14 protein-coding genes are annotated in these 16583 nt (G+C 74.4%); 8 read left to right on the top strand and 6 right to left on the bottom strand.

What is annotated here, in order from left to right:
- Nucleotides 1–83 precede the first annotated feature (83 nt).
- A complete protein-coding gene (locus ABZ854_RS15215; RefSeq protein WP_361209875.1) occupies nt 84–884 on the top strand; it encodes a DeoR/GlpR family DNA-binding transcription regulator in 801 nt (266 codons plus the stop codon).
- Between the two features lie 66 nt (nt 885–950).
- Here ABZ854_RS15215 and ABZ854_RS15210 read toward each other — a convergent pair whose 3' ends face one another.
- A complete protein-coding gene (locus ABZ854_RS15210; RefSeq protein WP_361209872.1) occupies nt 951–1436 on the bottom strand; it encodes an NUDIX domain-containing protein in 486 nt (161 codons plus the stop codon).
- A gap of 81 nt (nt 1437–1517) precedes the next feature.
- Nucleotides 1518–3128, bottom strand: coding sequence for an apolipoprotein N-acyltransferase (gene lnt, locus ABZ854_RS15205; RefSeq protein WP_361209870.1), 1611 nt, complete (start codon nt 3126–3128; stop codon nt 1518–1520).
- Nucleotides 3129–3466: 338 nt separating this feature from the next.
- Here lnt and ABZ854_RS15200 point away from each other — a divergent pair, with 338 nt between their 5' ends.
- Nucleotides 3467–4438 (top strand): O-antigen polymerase, encoded by a 972-nt coding sequence (locus ABZ854_RS15200; protein ID WP_361209868.1) that lies wholly within the window; start codon nt 3467–3469, stop codon nt 4436–4438.
- 202 nt (nt 4439–4640) lie between these two features.
- Here ABZ854_RS15200 and ABZ854_RS15195 read toward each other — a convergent pair whose 3' ends face one another.
- Nucleotides 4641–5186, bottom strand: coding sequence for a hypothetical protein (locus ABZ854_RS15195; protein ID WP_361209865.1), 546 nt, complete (start codon nt 5184–5186; stop codon nt 4641–4643).
- A gap of 83 nt (nt 5187–5269) precedes the next feature.
- Nucleotides 5270–6064 (bottom strand): aspartate/glutamate racemase family protein, encoded by a 795-nt coding sequence (locus ABZ854_RS15190; RefSeq protein WP_361209862.1) that lies wholly within the window; start codon nt 6062–6064, stop codon nt 5270–5272.
- Nucleotides 6065–6121: 57 nt separating this feature from the next.
- On the opposite strand from ABZ854_RS15190, the gene ABZ854_RS15185 reads away from it, so the two are divergent.
- Complete coding sequence (locus ABZ854_RS15185; RefSeq protein WP_361209859.1) at nt 6122–7297, top strand: glycosyltransferase; 1176 nt, start codon at nt 6122–6124, stop codon at nt 7295–7297.
- Between the two features lie 47 nt (nt 7298–7344).
- Here ABZ854_RS15185 and ABZ854_RS15180 read toward each other — a convergent pair whose 3' ends face one another.
- Nucleotides 7345–8721: a TerD family protein gene (locus ABZ854_RS15180; protein ID WP_361209856.1), complete on the bottom strand. Its 1377-nt coding sequence runs from the start codon at nt 8719–8721 to the stop codon at nt 7345–7347.
- A 285-nt stretch (nt 8722–9006) separates the two neighbouring features.
- Between ABZ854_RS15180 and ABZ854_RS15175 the strand changes: the two genes are divergently transcribed.
- The 5 genes from ABZ854_RS15175 (at nt 9007) to ABZ854_RS15155 (ending at nt 14137) form a co-directional block, all read left to right on the top strand.
- A complete protein-coding gene (locus ABZ854_RS15175) occupies nt 9007–9432 on the top strand; it encodes a DUF6643 family protein (RefSeq protein WP_361209853.1) in 426 nt (141 codons plus the stop codon).
- 44 nt (nt 9433–9476) lie between these two features.
- Nucleotides 9477–10301, top strand: coding sequence for an MOSC N-terminal beta barrel domain-containing protein (locus ABZ854_RS15170; protein WP_361209850.1), 825 nt, complete (start codon nt 9477–9479; stop codon nt 10299–10301).
- A 225-nt stretch (nt 10302–10526) separates the two neighbouring features.
- Nucleotides 10527–11132 (top strand): hypothetical protein, encoded by a 606-nt coding sequence (locus ABZ854_RS15165; protein ID WP_361209847.1) that lies wholly within the window; start codon nt 10527–10529, stop codon nt 11130–11132.
- Between the two features lie 166 nt (nt 11133–11298).
- Nucleotides 11299–13734: a right-handed parallel beta-helix repeat-containing protein gene (locus tag ABZ854_RS15160; protein ID WP_361210056.1), complete on the top strand. Its 2436-nt coding sequence runs from the start codon at nt 11299–11301 to the stop codon at nt 13732–13734.
- A gap of 52 nt (nt 13735–13786) precedes the next feature.
- The gene (locus ABZ854_RS15155) at nt 13787–14137 is read left to right on the top strand and encodes a hypothetical protein (RefSeq protein WP_361209844.1); all 351 of its coding nucleotides are present in this window, start codon (nt 13787–13789) and stop codon (nt 14135–14137) included.
- Nucleotides 14138–14143: 6 nt separating this feature from the next.
- Here ABZ854_RS15155 and ABZ854_RS15150 read toward each other — a convergent pair whose 3' ends face one another.
- A complete protein-coding gene (locus tag ABZ854_RS15150; RefSeq protein WP_361210053.1) occupies nt 14144–16429 on the bottom strand; it encodes a hypothetical protein in 2286 nt (761 codons plus the stop codon).
- Nucleotides 16430–16583 lie beyond the last annotated feature (154 nt).

Genomic DNA, 16583 nt, shown 5'->3' with positions numbered 1-16583 from the left:
GCGGAGCAAGAGGGTGCCCGCGCACCGTACGCGCTTACTACTGAGCGGTACACTCTCTGCTCACGCGGAAGGGAGCCCGGGGGATGTCCAAACACGAGCGGTGGAACGCGCTTCTCGAACTCCTCGCCGCCGACGGCAGGCTGGACGTCGAGGAGGCCGCGTCGACGGTGGGTGTCTCCGCCGCGACGATCCGCCGCGACCTCGACGAACTCGCCGAACAGCAGATGCTCGTCCGGACCCGGGGCGGGGCCGTCGCGCACGGCGTCTCCTTCGAGCTGCCGCTGCGCTACAAGTCCTCCCGGAACGCCTCCGAGAAGCAGCGGATCGCCGCCGCGGTCGCCGATCTGATCGACGAGGGGGCCGTGGTCGGGCTCAACGGCGGGACGACGACCACCGAGGTCGGGCGGGCCCTGGCGCTGCGCGTGGCCGGCGGCCGGCAGCCGGAGCGCTCGTCGGGCGACGCGCCCCGGCTGACCGTGGTCACCAACGCGCTCAACATCGCCGGCGAGCTGACGGTGCGGCAGCAGATCAAGATCGTGCTGACCGGGGGCGTGGCCCGTCCGCAGACGTACGAGCTGGTCGGGCCGCTGACGGCCGGGGTGCTCCACCAGATCGCGCTGGACGTGGCCGTGCTCGGAGTCGACGGGATCGACCCCCGGCTGGGCGTCATGACGCACCAGGAGGACGAGGCGAGCATCAGCCGGCTGTTCGCCGAGCGTGCCCAGCGGGTGGTGGTCGCCGCCGACTCCTCGAAGATCGGCAGGCGGGCCTTCGCCCGGATCTGCGACCTCTCTGCCCTCGATGTGCTAGTGACGGACAAGGGGATTCCCGCCGACACGGTCGACCGTCTCACGGACGCCGGCGTCAAGGTGATCACCGTCTGAGGGGAGCGACGTGCGGCCTGCCGGCGCACGCGCGCGGGCAGGCCGTAGGACGTGGGTCCGGCCTTCTCAGACGGGGGTGGCCGGGTCGAACCAGGTGGGGGCCTCGGCCGGGGACAGGGCCTGCTTGATCCGGAAGCGGCCGAACTCGTTCAGGTCGGGCAGCGCGTCGACGGCGAACCAGCCGACCTCCAGCGACTCGTCGTCGTTGACCCGGGCCTCGCCGCCGACGGCCCGGCAGCGCAGGGTGATGTCCATGTACTGGCAGACGTCGCCGTTGGTGTAGGTGACCGGCTTCAGGGCCTGGACCAGGACGACCCGTTCGGCGACGCAGTGCACGGCCGTCTCCTCGAAGACCTCCCGCACGGCGCAGGCCGCCGGCTGCTCCCCCGGCTCCGGGATGCCGCCGATCACCGACCACCTGCGGGTGTCCGTCCGGCGGCCGAGGAGCACTCTGCCGTCGTCGTCGAAGACGATCGCGGTGACCCCGGGAAGCCACAGCAACTGCCGGCCGGCCGTCGACCGCAGCGTGCGGATGAAGTCAGGAGTAGCCATGGACCGACCCTAACGGGCGGGTCCACGGCCTCCGCATGAGATCAGGGGCGCACGCGCGGCAGCGGGCCCGGTGCCGTACGGCTACTTCGCGGCCGTGCGCCGCCCGCGCAGTCCCGCGCCGATCGCCCAGCCGAGTCCGCCCGCGGCGATCAGCACGAGGGCCATCTCGGGCAGGATGCCGAGCTGGGTGGCGGGCGTCTTCGAGGTCCGCAGTGGCACGTCCTGCACCAGGTAAGCGGGGACGAACATGCCGGTCTTCTTGGTGATCCTCCCGTCCGGCATGATGACCGCGCTGACGCCGCTGGTCACCGGCACGGTCACGGTGCGACTGTGCTCGACGGCCCGGACGCGGGACATGGCGAGCTGCTGGTAGGTCATCTCGCTGCGGTCGAAGGTGGCGTTGTTGCTGGGTACGGAGATCATCTCCGCCCCGTGGGTGACGGTGTCCCGGACGGCCCAGTCGAACGCGGCCTCATAGCAGGTGGCGAGGCCGACCTTGGCGCCGTCGATGTCGAACACGCCGGGCTTGCTGCCCCGGCTGAAGTCCTGGCGGACCATGCTGGTCCAGTTCTTGTTGACGGCGCCGATCAGCGGGCGCAGCGGAAGGTACTCGCCGAAGGGCTGCACCTGCCGCTTGTCGTAGGTCTGGGTCGGGCCCTTGACCGGGTCCCAGAGGATCTGCTCGTTGAGCAGCTTGCCGTCCTTCTCGACCACGGCGCCGACGGAGATGGGCGCGCCGATCGCCTTGGCCGTGTTGTCGATCACGGCGGCCGCGTCGGGATTGGCGAAGGGGTCGATGTCGGAGGAGTTCTCGGGCCACAGCACGAAGTCGGGCCTGGCGACCTTCCCGGCCTTGACGTCGGCGGCGAGCTTGAGCGTCTCGCGCGCGTGGTAGTCGAGCACGGCGCGGCGCTGGGCGTTGAACTCCAGTCCGGAGCGGGGCACGTTGCCCTGGATGACGGCGACCCTGGCGGTGCCGTCCTCGGCCTTGTCGCTCACCAGGGAACGGGCGGCGACGGCGCCCGCGACGGGCACCGCGACGCTCAGTACGGCGGCGGCCGCGGCCCCGCGCCGCACGGCCCGGGTCCGCCGGCCCTCGACGAGCACGCGCCCGGCCTCGTACAGCCCGAACCCGCACAGGACGACCGCGAAGCCGAGCACGGGAGTGCCTCCCACCGCGGCGAGCGGCAGGAACACACCGTCCGCCTGACCGAACGCGATCTTGCCCCAGGGGAAGCCCCGGAACGGCACGCGCGCGCGTACGGCCTCGCCGGCGATCCAGACGGCCGCCGCCCACAGTGGCCAGGCCGGCAGCTTGGACACCGCGGCGACGCCGACCGCGACGAGGGCGATGAACAGCGCCTCGACGGCGACCAGCGCCAGCCAGGGACCTGGGCCGACCTCGACGCCGGTCCACACCAGCAGGGGGAGCAGGAACCCGAGCCCGAAGACGTAGCCGAGACCGAAGGCCGCCTTCCAGGTCCGGCCGCGCAGCACCCAGGCGAAGCCGGCGAAGGCGGGCAGCGCCAGCCACCACAGGTGGCGCGGCGGGAAGCTGACGTAGAGCAGCACTCCGCACAGGGCGGAGGCGGCGGCCGGGGCCAGACGCAGCAGCAGGCGCCGGCCGCGCCCGGCGGGCGAGGGCGGCGGCTCGAGTCGGTCCTGGTCCACGGGAGGGGCGGTGACGGTCACCCCGGGAGTGTACGGCGGGTGGCCTTGCCGCCGACAGCGCGGACCGTGCGGCGGCACCCGGCCCGGGATCCGTGCGGGAACCGTCATCTTCCTGCTCAACTCGTCCACAAACCGGTCATCAGCCGCTACGGTGTGGCCCAGCCTCAGCGGTGCGGCCGGGTCCCGGTGTGCACAGCGGGGGCCGCGACGGGTCGGGGGACCCGGCGGTGGACCGAGCGGTCGGGGCAAACGGTCGGGGGACCGGGTACGAGAGGCGACGGGTGGGGTCGACGGGGATGACGTCCGCGGCCGGTGCGGACGCGGACAGCGCCAGACGAAACGTTTCCGACGGGGCGGGGATGATCCTGCTGGGGATCTGCGCCGCCTGGTCCCTGATCACGGCGGCGGTCCACGACGGGCGGCCCGAGGGCATGCTCCTCGCGGTGCTCGCCGTGGCCGCCGGATACGCGGCGGGCCGGATCTCCGGCGCGCTGCTTCCGGTGGCCGCGCCCTGTGCCGGATCGCTCGCCGGATTCGCGCTCGCCGTCACGGTGCCCGACCTCTCTCCCGGCCCCCGGTTCGCCGCGCCGCTCGGGCACGCCGGTGCCACGGCGGCGCTGCTGGCGCTGGCCACCGGCGCCGCCTGCTGCGCCGCCTGGGCCGCGCGGTCGCCTGCCCTGCGACTGGGCCTGCGCCTGCTCGCCGCCGGGATCGCGCTGTCCGGTGCCGCCCTGGGTTCGGCCGGCGGCTGCGCGGCCGGGGCCGCCGTGCTGCTCTGCTCCCTCGCCGCGGGGTCGATGCGGCACCGGGGCCCCGGGATCGCGGGCCTGGGGCTGGCGTCGGCCCTGGTGGCGGCGGTGACCTGGGCCGTCGCCGGCGGCATCCTGCCCGAGGGCCTCGGCTCGGCCCTCGAAGGACGGCTCACCCCGCAGCGGGTCCAGCTGTGGCAGGACGCCCTCCGGCTGGCCCACCGCAACGCCGGCCTCGGCGTCGGTCCGGGCCGCTTCGGCGAGCTGAGCCCCGGCGTGCCGCAGTTCCTCCAGCCCGACGGCAAGCCGCACTCGGCCCCGCTCCAGCAGGCGGCGGAGCAGGGCGTGCCGGGGGTCCTCCTGCTCGCCGCCGCGTTCGCCTGGATCCTCTACGCCCTGTGGCGCACCCCGCGCTCCACCCCGATCGCCCTCACCGCGGGCGCGGCCCTCACGGCCGTCGCCGCCCTCGCCATGCTGGGCGACGCCCTGAGCTTCACAGCGGTCACCGCCGGCGCGGGCCTCCTGGCAGGCTGGTCAACATCCCGCCCGTGGACCGCACCGGACACCCCGGAAACGCCCTAGGTGCGGGCATACGTGGCTAGCCCCCCAGCTGCGGGCATGCGTGGCTCCCCCAGTGCCTTAAGGGCCTGGGGGCCCCAGGGCGGCACGGGTGGGCGCAGCGGCACCCTGGCAACGCCGGCAAGTGACACCCCTTACCCCCGCGACATCGAGCGGCCCCTCCCAGCGCCGCTACGGAAACCCCACCCCCGGCCCGCGCGAAACCTCAGCGCGCCGTGCCCGGTGTGATCGTGCGCAGTCGGGCCCTGATCACCCGCACCGCGGACTCCGCGTTGTCCACGGTGATCGTGAACGTGTGTCCGTCCCACAGGCTCAGCACGATGCCCTCGCCGCGCCGGACGACGACCGCCGTGCCCTTCTCGGGACGCCAGCGGTACCCCCAGCCGCCCCAGTGCCGCGGCGTGACGTGGGCGGTGAAGTCCGCGCCGACCACCTGGGACAGCGGAATGCGGCGGCGCGGCAGCCCGATGTGGCCGCAGCGCACTTCGAGGGACTCCCGGTCGAGCCGGAGGTCGACGTGTACGAAGGCGAGGGTGCCGAAGAGGACCAGCAGTCCGGCCGCGATGCAGCCCACCACGGACATCACCAGCGGGGCGACCCCCGAGGTCCACGCCGAGTCGACGGCCAGCTCGACGCCGAGCGCCATGCAGGCCGCGCCGACCAGCGCGAGCAGCCACTGGACCCGGTTGGTGGCGCGTCCGGTCCAGACGTCGGGGTGCGGGGCGTCCTCGGTACGCGAGTGGTCCCTCATGTCTACGAGGTTACTCAGCTTTCACCGCGCGGGAGCCGTTCCGCAGCGTGACTGCTCCGGGCGGCCCAGCGGCCGTACGTCTCTCAGCGCCGGTCGGCGAGGGGGCCGACGGCGGCCAGCAGCCGCCCCTCCGCGTAGCTCAGCGCGGTGTCGGGCAGCTCCGCCTCACGTCCGCTGAGCAGCACGGTGAGCGCGGTCTCCGCGGGGGCGTCCGGTGCCGGCTCCGCTCCGATACGGCGCAGCGCCTGGGCAGCGACGGCACCGGCGGACCCGTGCAGGATGAGCGGCGGGCGGCCGGGCCGCTGGACGGCGGCGCGGATGCGGTCGGCGACCAGTTCGTAGTTGGTGCAGCCCATGACGACGGTGGTCACGTCGTCGGGGGTGCGGGCGGCCGCGGCGGCGACGGCGGCGGCGACGGCCGCCTCGTCGGCGTGGTGCACGGCGTCCGCGAGCCCGGGGCAGGGCACCTCGGTGACGGCCACGCGGTCGGCGAACCGGTCGATCAGGTCACGCTGGTAGGCGCTCCCGGTGGTGGCGGGGGTCGCCCAGATGGCCACGGGCCCGCCGCCCGCCGCGGCCGGCTTGATCGCCGGGACGGTGCCGATGATGGGCAGCTGTGGTTCGAACCGCGCGCGCATCTGCGGCAAAGAGTGTACGGAGGCGGTGTTGCAGGCGACGATCAGCACGTCGGGCCGGTGCGCGGCTGCGGCCTCGGCCACGGCGATGGCGCGCTCGGTGATGTCCTCGGGGGTGCGCGGGCCCCACGGCATGCCGTCCGGGTCCCAGGACAGCACCAGCTCCGCGTCGGGCCGCAGCCGGCGTACCGCGGCGGCGGCGGGGAGGAGGCCGAGTCCGGAGTCCATGAGCGCGATCTTCACCCGGCCACGATAGTCGATGAGCCGGTTCGGGCCGGTGGCGTGGGGCAGACTGCGCCCGTGAGCGCCATCGTGTGGATCGCCGTCGTGTCCCTCCTCTCCTGGTTGTGGCTGTCGCTCTGTCAGGGCTTCTTCTGGCGGACCGATGTGCGGCTGCCGCCCCAGGGCGATCCGGGGGTGTGGCCGTCGGTGGCCGTCGTGGTCCCGGCGCGGGACGAGGCCGAGGTGCTGCCGCTGAGCCTGCCCTCGCTGCTGGTACAGGACTATCCGGGGCGGGCCGAAGTCTTCCTCGTCGACGACGGCAGCACGGACGGCACCGGTGAACTGGCCCGCGAGCTGGCCGCGCGCACCGGGGGGCTGCCGCTCACGGTGGGCTCCCCCGGTGAGCCGCCGGCGGGCTGGACCGGCAAGCTGTGGGCGGTGCGGTACGGCATCGGTCTGGCACGCGCGCGTGGACCCGAGTTCCTGCTGCTGACGGACGCGGACATCGCGCACGCGCCGGACAGCCTGCGCACCCTGGTGGCGGCAGCCCGCACCGGAGGCTTCGACCTGGTGTCGCAGATGGCCCGGCTGCGGGTGGAGAGCCTGTGGGAGCGGCTCGTGGTGCCGGCGTTCGTCTACTTCTTCGCGCAGCTGTATCCGTTCCGGTGGATCGGCCGGCGGGGGTCGCGGACGGCGGCCGCGGCGGGCGGCTGTGTGCTGCTGCGCGCCGACACGGCCGAGCGGGCGCGCATCCCGGACGCCATCCGGCACGCCGTCATCGACGACGTGGCGCTCGCGCGCGCGGTGAAGGGCGGCGGCGGGCACATCTGGCTGGGGCTGGCCGAGCGGGTGGACAGCGTGCGGCCCTACCCGCGGCTGCACGACCTGTGGCGGATGGTCTCACGCAGCGCGTACGCGCAGCTGCGGCACAACCCGCTGCTGCTCCTCGGCACGGTCGCCGGACTGGCGCTGGTGTACCTGGTGCCGCCGGCGGCGGTCGTGGCGGGCGCGGTCGCGGGCAGTACGGCGACGGCGACGGCCGGTGCGCTGGCGTGGGCGGTGATGACGGCGACGTACGTGCCGATGCTCCGCTACTACGGGCAGCCGCTGTGGCTCGCCCCACTGCTGCCGTTCACCGCGTTCCTCTATCTCCTCATGACGGTCGATTCGGCCGTGCAGCACTACCGGGGGCGCGGGGCGGCCTGGAAGGGCCGGACGTACGCGCGTCCGGGTGCGGTGCCGGACGAGGGCTGACCCGGCGCCCGCACACCGCAGGGCACCGGGCCGCCGTCGCCCGGCGGCTACTTGCGGCCGGGGGTCCAGTTCATGCCCCACCCGTAGGAGCGGTCTATGGTCCGCTGCGGGCTCACCCCGCGCTCCGGCACCAGGTACCGCGCCTCCCGCTGGACGACGAGGTCGCCGCCGGTGTTGGTGAGGAGGGCGAGCGCGCACACCGTGGAGGGGACGGTGCACTCGTCCAGGGAGAAGTCGACGGGTGCGCCGTGCTGCGGCTGGAGGGTGACCGTGGCATGCAGCTCGGCGAAGGAGGTGGCTCCTTCGTAGATGGTGACGAAGACCAGGATGCGCCGGAAGTCGCCGCGGTGGTCGAGGTTGATGGTGAGGTTCTCGCCGCTCGCCACGGCGCCGGTGCGGTCGTCGCCGTCGAGGTGGATGTACGGCGGCCGGTGCAGCGATCCGAACGCGTTGCCGAGGGCCTGGACGACCCCCTTGCGGCCGTCGGCGAGTTCGTACAGGGCGCACAGGTCCAGGTCGAGGTCACCGCCCCCGGCACCCCACCGGCCGCCGAAGCGTTTGCGGGTCTGCCAGTTGAGGTTGACCCGCATGGTGCCGGAAGTTCCGCCCTGTTTCGCCAGCGAGACCGAGGGGGCGGCTTTGGTGAGGGTGACTTTGGACAGCCGGACCGGAGCCGCGGACGCGGCCGGGGGCGGCGGGGGCACGGGAGAGGGCCGGGTGTTCGGTGGCGGCGGCAGCGGGGCGGGGGTCGCACCGGCCGGGGGCGGAGGCAGCGGGACAGGCGTCGCACCGGGCAGGGGCGGAGGCAGCGTGACGGGAGCCGGGGCCGGGGTGGTCGGCGCCTGCGTCGTCAGGGGTGGCGGGACGGAAGGGGCGGCCGGGGCGGTGGTCGGTGCGGTGTGCTGCGGCTCGTCGACGGTGATGCCGAAGTCCGTCGCGAGGCCCTCGAGTCCGCTGCTGTAGCCCTGGCCGACGGCCCGGAACTTCCAGCCGCCCTGACGGCGGTAGAACTCGCCGAGGACGAACGCGGTTTCCGCCGTGGCGCCGGGGCTGTCGAAGCGGGCGACGACACCGCCGCCGGCCGCGTCGCTCACCTCGATGTAGAGGTCCGGGACCTGGCCGAAGGTGCCCCCGTCCGCGGAGGCGGCGAGGACGACGCGCTCGATGGCGCCCTCCACGCGCGCGAGGTCCACGAAAAGGGTGTCGGTGACGCGGCCGCCGGTCGTCCGCTTGCCTTCGTGACGGACCGCTCCGGAGGTGTGCGCGGGCTGGTTGTAGAAGACGAAGTCGCCGTCGGAGCGCACCTTTCCGGCGGCCAGCAGCAGCGCCGAGGCGTCCGCGTCGGGTACGCCGGCACCGGAGCGCCAGCCCAATTCGACGCGCAGGGCCGTGGTCGGCACCGGCGCATTCGATCCTTTCGGCATTGACATGTCCGCCCCCATCAGGTGTCGGCGCCCGGCCGTCCCGGCCATCCCTACCCGCTCAACCTATTCCCGTCAGCCGCGGAACGCGTGCGAACGGCACACGAAGATCACCGGCCAACCGCCGGTAACCCGCCAGGAGCTTGGGCTTTACACGAATCAAACCGTGTTCGACGTCCATTTTTGCCAAGTTCGCTCGGATTGGGGATCCCAACTCACTGGCGACACGGAAAACAACCCTCTTATCGGTCTCCCCAACCAGCACATCGTGGGCTTAACTTATGTGCCATGACCTCCCCCCGCTCCACTTATGGTGGCGGCTACTACTCCGCCTCCTTCCCGGACACCCCGATCTACGACTCGCTCGTCGCCGAGCGGGGCACCCCGCAGATCGCCCCGATCCGGGTCCCGGCCGCCTACGACACGGGCAGCAGCCTGCCCGCTCTGCCGTCGGCGCTGCCCGCCCTCCCCGCGGGCCCGTCGCAGGCTCCGGCCTACGGCTATCCGCAGATGACGCCCCAGCCGCTGCAGCAGGCGCCCACGGCGTACATCCCGCAGCAGGCGAGCGCGCCGCGCGGCTATCCGGGACCGCAGGCCCCGCAGCAGCGCCCGATGGCTCCGGGGACGGGGTACGAGGCGATGCGTCCGGCGGCACCGCGACCGCAGGCCCCGTACCAGGACCCGTACAACAACCAGCAGTACCGCGGCTACTGACCGTCGCGCCCCCGGCTGTCGGTGCCGCCTGGCACGATGGCCGTATGGGGTACGCCGAGCTGCAGTCGATCCACGTCCATCCGGTCAAGGCGCTCCGGGGCTTCTCGCCCCGGGAGGCCGTGGTGGAGCCTTGGGGCCTGGCCGGTGACCGCCGCTGGGTGCTGATCGACGACGGGGGGAAGGTCGTCACCCAGCGGGAGCAGCCGCGCCTCGCACTGGCCGCCGCCGAGCCGATGCCCGGCGGCGGCATCCGTCTGTCCGCGCCCGGACACGAGCCGCTGACGGTGGCCGTGCCGGAGCCTACCGTGACCGTGCCGGTGGACATCTTCGGCACGAAGGTCGAGGCGGTTTTGGCGGCGGAGGCCGCCCATGCCTGGTGCTCCGCCTATCTGGGGGCCGGGGCGCGTCTGGTCCACATGGACGACCCGGCCGCCCGCCGCCCGCTCGACCCCGACTACGCCCGGCCCGGCGAGACCGTGAGCTTCGCCGACGGATACCCCCTGATGGTGACCACCGTCGCCTCCCTGGACTCGCTGAACTCCCTGATCGCCGCGGGCGATCGGGCGGCCGAGGGCCCCCTGCCCATGAACCGTTTCCGGCCGAGCGTCGTCGTGGCCGGCACCGAGCCGTGGGCCGAGGACGACTGGTCGCGCCTCGCGATCGGCGAGGTCGAGTTCCGGGTGACCAAGCCGTGCGCGCGCTGCGTCGTGACGACGACCGGGCAGGACACGGGCGTCCGCGGCCGGGAACCGCTGCGGACGCTTGGGCGCTACCGCCGGTTCGGGCAGAGCCTCCTCTTCGGCCAGAACCTGGTGCCCCTCTCCCCCGGCGTCATCCGTGTCGGGGACCCGGTGCGGATCCTCGCGTAGCCGGCCGCCGGACTCCGCACTGTGGACGAGGCCCCCGCGACAGCCGCGCGAAGACACCCCGAACGAGTGCCGCGACCGGGAACCCGAAGACGGGGCCCGGTCGTTGCGGAATTGTGAGAAGTTCATGAGAGGTCCCGGTCGGAGGGGATGCCGCGTACTGCTCGACGCGTCGGCGGCGGGCGGCTGAGACAGGGGCCTTCACGAGCGGGAAGGGGGTGCGGGAGCGTGCGGGTGATCACCGGCCTGTGGCGCTGGCGGCACAATCCGCTGCGCCGCGCGACCGATCTGACCGAGGCATGGGTGGCCCTCGTGGCTCTGCTGCTGATCGCCGTGGCCGCACCACTGACCGGATCCCTGGTCGGCGCCGCCGCCCAGGGATCCCTGCAACGGTCCGTGCGGGAGCAGCGGCACGCCCGCCACCTCGTGACGGCCACGGTGGTGCGCCGGATGGGCGGAGCTCCGGTGGCGAACGATCCGGACTCCGCCACCGCACGCCGCATCCGCAGCCGCGTGCTCGCCGACTGGACCGCGCCGGACGGCGGCGAACGGCGCGGCCCGGTCCTGGCCGCCCTCAAGTCCCCGCACCAGGGCGACCATTTCCAGGTCTGGACGGACGGGCGCGGCCGCATAGCGACCCGCCCGCTGGATCCCGCCACGGCGACGACCCACGCCGTGCTCGCCGGGCTCGGCGCGGCGCTGGCGGTCGGCGGGCTGGTCGAGAGCGTCCGCCGGCTGATCGTCTGGCGCATGGTCCGCCGGCGGTACGCGGGCTGGGACCGGGCCTGGGACCGGGCGGGCCCGGACTGGGGCAAGGCAGGCACCGGCAGCTGACGGCCCGAAGCCTCTGGTCAACCCGTGGTCCGCGCGCACGCTACGGTGGACCGGCCGAGACGCTTTCGGCGACGACCCGCGCGTGAACAAACCCGCCGCGGCGCGTTCCTGGCGCCCCGGCGGCGAACGAGTCATCGGTACGACGAGGTGGGGACACAGCAGCGCCATGGCACAGGGCACGGTCCAGGTGACGCACACCGGCACATCGCGGTGGCGGCGCCGCACGGGTGAGTACGCGTCGCTCGCCGCCGCCCTGGAGGCCGCCGCCGACGGCGACGTCCTCACCGTCGCTCCCGGCACCTACCGGGAGAACCTCGTCGTCCAGCGGGCGGTGACGCTGCGCGGCCCGGAGGGCTCCCCGGGCTCGGTGCGGATCGCGCCGGCCGACGGGGTGCCGCTGACGGTGTGCGCCTCGGCCGTGGTGCGGGACCTGCATGTCGAGGGCCAGGACGCGGCGGCGCCCGCGCTGCTCGTCGAGGAGGGCACGCCCGAGCTGCACGACCTGAGGATCGTCACCCGGTCCGCGGCCGGCCTCGAGGTGCGCGGCGGGGCCCGGCCGACCGTGCGCCGCTGCACCGTCGACAACCCGGCCGGCATCGGCATCGCCGTCCTGGACGGCGCGGGCGGGGTGTTCGAGGAGTGCGAGGTCGTCGCGGCCGGGCAGGCGGGCGTCGCCGTCCGCGGCGGGGCCCGGCCCCGGCTGGAGCGCTGCCGGGTGCACCACGCCTCGGGCACCGGGCTGACGGTGACCGGCGAGAACTCCGCGCTGGAGGCGTTCGGTTGCGAGGTGTACGAGGTCCGGGGCGCCGGGCTTCAGGTCACCCAGGCGGCCATGGCGCAGCTGACGGACTGCGACGTGCACCGCACCACCGCCGACGGGGTCACGCTGGACACCGACGCGGTGCTCACGCTGGCCGACTGCCGGATCCACGACATCCCGGAGAACGCGGTCGACCTGCGCTCCCGCTCGGTGCTGACCCTGACCCGGACGACGGTCCGTCAGTTCGGGCGCAACGGCCTGTCGGTGTGGGACCCGGGCACCCGGGTGGACGCCAACCAGTGCGAGATCTTCGACAGCACCGGCGACTACCCGGCGGTGTGGGTGAGCGACGGGGCCACGGTGGTGCTCGACTCGTGCCGGGTGCACGACGTGCCGGACGCCCTGTTCGTGCTGGACCGCGGCTCGCGCGCGGACGTCGTCGACAGCGATCTGTCGCAGGTGCGCAACACGGCGGTGTCGGTGAGCGACGGCGCGACCGCGCAGCTCGACGACTGCCGGATCCGGGAGGCGGCCACCGGCGCCTGGTTCCGTGACCACGGCAGCGGCGGCACGCTCAACAACTGCACCGTGGACGGCACGCAGACCGGGGTGATCGTCACCAAGGGCGCGGACCCGGTCATCGAGCGGTGCACGGTGGACTCCCCCGCCGAGGCGGGCTTCTACGTCTCGGCGGGCGGCCGGGGCAGCTTCCTGGGCTGCCGCGTCACGGGCAGCGGGGGCTACGGCTTCCATGTGATCGACGGCTGCCGCACGACGCTCAGGAAGTGCCGCACGGAGCGGTGCGCGCGCGGGGGCTACGAGTTCGCCGACGGCGGCGCCGACGGGGTGGCCGGGTCGGGCCCGGTGGTGGAGGAGTGCACGAGCGACGAGAGCGGCGGCCCGCGGCCCCCGGCCGCCCGCGAGACGGCGGTGGAGACGGCGTCCCGGCCGGCCGGGCTGCTCGGCGCGATCCCGGGGCAGCGCAGCACGGAACAGGAGCCGCTCGTGACGGCTCCCGAGCCGGAGCCGGCCCGGACGTCCAAGGCCGTGCTCGGTGAACTCGACGCGCTGGTCGGTCTGGAGAGCGTCAAGCGGGAGGTGCGGGCGCTGACCGACATGATCGAGGTGGGCCGGCGCCGGCAGCGGGCCGGTCTGAAAGCGGCCTCGGTCAAGCGGCACCTGGTGTTCACCGGTTCCCCCGGCACCGGCAAGACGACGGTCGCCCGGCTCTACGGCGAGATCCTCACCTCCCTGGGTGTGCTCGAGAAGGGACACCTGGTGGAGGTGTCCCGGGTGGACCTGGTCGGGGAGCACATCGGCTCGACCGCGATTCGCACCCAGGAGGCATTCCAGCGGGCGCACGGCGGCGTGCTGTTCATCGACGAGGCGTACGCGCTGTCCCCCGAGGACGCCGGCCGGGACTTCGGCAAGGAGGCCATCGACACGCTGGTGAAGCTGATGGAGGACCACCGGGACGCGGTCGTGGTGATCGTCGCCGGGTACACGGCGGAGATGGAGCGCTTCCTGTCCGTCAACCCCGGTGTGGCCTCCCGGTTCTCCCGGACCATCACCTTCGGCGACTACGGCCCCGGGGAACTGCTGAGGATCGTGGAACAGCAGGCCGACGAGCACGAGTACCGGATCGCGCCGGACGCGTCCGAGGCACTGCTGACGTATTTCACGGCGCTCCCCAAGGGGCCCGCGTTCGGCAACGGCCGTACGGCACGGCAGACGTTCGAGGCGATGGTCGAGCGGCACGCGAGCCGGGTCGCCCAGCTCGACGACCCGAGCACGGACGACCTGACCCTGCTGTACGCCGACGACCTGCCGGATCTGCCCTAGGGCCGGCTGCCCTGGGCACCCGACGACCGCACACTCTCCTGGAGGAGCCCCTATGAAGGTGCTGGCCACGCTCGCCCGGCTCTACGTCGACGACCTCGACGCCGCGCTGCCGGCGCTGCGCGCCCTGACGGGTGAGGACGCCCGCACCCGTTTCCACCACCGGGGCGTGGAGGTGGCCGGCATCGGCGGCTTCCTGGTCGTCGCGGGGAGCGAGGAGGCGCTCGCCCCGTTCCGGGCCACGCAGAGCACGGTCCTCGTGGACGACCTGGACGGGCTGCCGGCGCTGCTGCGGGAACACGGCGGGGAGATCGTCGACGGCCCGAACCAGGTCCCCACCGGCCGCAACGCCACCGTCAGGCACACCGGTGGCGTCGTCCTGGAGTACGTCGAGCACTTCGGCTGACCGGAGTCAGCCCGGCGGTTCCGGTTCGGGACGCTGGGCGGGCAGCTCCGGGTGCAGCCGGGCCAGGAGCCGGCCGCGTACGCGCGCGAAGACGGGGTCGGCCTGGTAGTCGGAGTGGCCCAGGACCGGGGCCGGGAGCGGGTGCTCGGCGGTGCGGCCGTAGGCGAGAGGGTCCTTCAGCGGGGCGTGGTCCACGTCGGGCCCGTGGTCGTCGGGGAGCCGGACCGGGCCGCCGATGGGGTCGGTGCGCCGGTACAGGTTGCGCCAGCAGGCGATCTCCCGGTGCAGGGCGCTGAGCGCGGGCGGCCCGAAATGGGCGGGGAACCAGCGGCCGTAGAGCCGTTCCAGCGGGGAGCCGTAGGTGAGCAGGGCGACCCGGCGGTGCACGGACGGGGTCAGCTGCCAGGCGGCCGCCGCGGCGAGGACGCTGCCCTGGGAGTGGCCGGAGAGGACCAGACGGCCGCCGGTCCGCTCGGTCCAGGTCGCCATCCGCCAGGTCAGGTCGGGGACCGCGCGTTCGGCGTAGCAGGGCGGGGCGAACGGGTGGGCGGCCCGCGGCCAGAACGTGCCGACGTCCCACAGGATGCCGATGGTGCGCCGGGCGGAGGCGTCCTTGTAGGCGCGCCGGCCCCAGGTGACGAAGGTCAGGAAGCCGATGCCGACCAGCCAGGAGCCGAGCCCCTGTGAGGTATCGGCGACGCCCTGGACGACGGTGTACGTCCTGCGGGCCGCGCCGTCGGGTGTGCGCCCGGTGGCCAGGGCGCCGGACAGGGCGGCGGCGCCCAGCAGCAGGGTGGCGGCGGACAGGAGGGTGACGACGAGCGGGGCGCGGTCGGTGAGGGCAGCCATGGCCCGCGCGTGGGCGATGGCGCGGGTGCGGGCCGGGTACTCCGGCTCCCCCGGGTGCTCCTGACGCACCCGGGCGCGTTCGGCGCGGCTGCGGCGGGCGGTGCGTACGGCCAGCACGGCGGCCAGGATCAGCAGCACCGCCAGCACGGGCGGGATGGTGGACGCCTGCCAGGTGAGCAGCAGCGCCGGCCCGTCGAGGCCGGCCCGGGTGCCGTCCAGCCAGTCGGCGACCCGCTGGGCGAGTCCGCCGGAGATGACACCGCCGAGCGCGCACGCGAGCAGGGCGACGGCCGGTCCGCCGAGACCACGCATCCCGGCGCGCGGGTCGGGGTCGCGGCGGTACAGCCCGTGGGCGACGGCGCCGAGGACGACGACCAGCAGTCCTTGGACCAGCATGAGCGTGCCGAACGCCGCGTCCCCGGGCAGCCGGCCGGCGGACCGCCAGCCCGGCCGGGACCAGCCGCCGTAGAGCAGGGCGAGCAGGAGCACGGCGAGGGCGCCGAGCGGCAGCAGGCGGACGAGTCGGCGGTCCAGGGTGCGGTCGGGACTGCGCTCGCTGCGGCCGCGTCGGCAGACCACGCCGGTCACGGCGAGCGCCCCTGCGGCGAGGGCGGCGGTGAGCGCCCAGCTCAGCGCGTCCAGTGCCGCCGGGCCGCCGGGCCGGTGGTCGAAGCGGGCGGCGGGCTCGGTGACGGCGGCGGCGACGGTCAGCAGCCCGGCCGCGGTGTGCGCGGCGCGCAGCCGGGCCACCAGGCGGCGCCCGTACCAGAAGCCGGGCCGGGCGAGGGCGCTGCCGTCCGGGTCGGGTTCGGGGTCCCGGGCCATCGGCTGGTGGGACTCGTACGCGCTCCAGGTGCGGTGGGAGAGGTACCACAGCAGCGCGGTGAGGGCCGCCGGGGCCAGGGCGGCGAGGGCGAGCCGGCGGCCGGGCGCGCTCCACCAGGGGCCGCCGGTGGCGCCGGGCGTGAGGAAGGCCGGCCAGGAGTGGCGGGCGGCGCAGGCAGCCGTGCCCGCGCACTGCCAGGCCACCAGGTCCAGGGCGACCTCGCAGGCGGCGGCGACGAGCAGGACGGTCAGGGTGAGGGCGGTGAGCCGCACGAGGAGGCCGTAGAACCGCACGGCGCGCGGGCGGCCGGGGGCCGCGGGGCGCATCCAGTGGGCGAGGTTGACCACCATGAACGGCAGCAGCAACAGCCACAGGGCGCGGCTGGAGTCGCCGGAGGTGAGGTTGCACCAGACGTACGCCTCCCGCACCGGCCCGTCGCGTTGCCCGGCGGACCGGGTCCCGGCGTGGACGTCCTCGGCGTGGACGTCTTCGGCGTGGACGTCTTCGGCGCGCCGGAAGATCGCGGCCGTGTCGTCGCCGGTGATCCGGACGGTGCGCGGGTCGCCGAGCATCTTCTGCGGGGTGGTGCCGCCGACTCCGTGGACGAGGAGTTCCAGGTCGGGCTCCGGGGCGGGCCGCCCGGCCGGTCCGCTCGTCCGCCGCCCCGCGCCGCGTTCCTGCGCACGCTCCACTGTCCGCACTTCCCCCGTGACGCTCCTCGAGGCCTCCGGCCCGTGCGGGCCCCAGGATCCTCCGGTTGTGGGGCGGAAC

This window comes from Streptomyces sp. NPDC047028, from assembly GCF_040644095.1.
GTDB lineage: Bacteria > Actinomycetota > Actinomycetes > Streptomycetales > Streptomycetaceae > Streptomyces.
Note: the sequence above shows the minus strand (reverse complement) of the source record. Positions and strands in the feature narration are given on the sequence as shown.

Excerpts from the sequence above, each read along its gene's own strand:
- ABZ854_RS15215 (WP_361209875.1), top strand. The coding sequence starts at position 84 with ATGTCCAAACACGAGCGGTGGAACGCGCTTCTCGAACTCCTCGCCGCC.
- ABZ854_RS15210 (WP_361209872.1), bottom strand. The coding sequence starts at position 1,436 with ATGGCTACTCCTGACTTCATCCGCACGCTGCGGTCGACGGCCGGCCGG.
- ABZ854_RS15200 (WP_361209868.1), top strand. The coding sequence starts at position 3,467 with ATGATCCTGCTGGGGATCTGCGCCGCCTGGTCCCTGATCACGGCGGCG.
- ABZ854_RS15195 (WP_361209865.1), bottom strand. The coding sequence starts at position 5,186 with ATGAGGGACCACTCGCGTACCGAGGACGCCCCGCACCCCGACGTCTGG.
- ABZ854_RS15180 (WP_361209856.1), bottom strand. The coding sequence starts at position 8,721 with ATGCCGAAAGGATCGAATGCGCCGGTGCCGACCACGGCCCTGCGCGTC.
- ABZ854_RS15175 (WP_361209853.1), top strand. The coding sequence starts at position 9,007 with ATGACCTCCCCCCGCTCCACTTATGGTGGCGGCTACTACTCCGCCTCC.
- ABZ854_RS15170 (WP_361209850.1), top strand. The coding sequence starts at position 9,477 with ATGGGGTACGCCGAGCTGCAGTCGATCCACGTCCATCCGGTCAAGGCG.
- ABZ854_RS15160 (WP_361210056.1), top strand. The coding sequence starts at position 11,299 with ATGGCACAGGGCACGGTCCAGGTGACGCACACCGGCACATCGCGGTGG.
- ABZ854_RS15155 (WP_361209844.1), top strand. The coding sequence starts at position 13,787 with ATGAAGGTGCTGGCCACGCTCGCCCGGCTCTACGTCGACGACCTCGAC.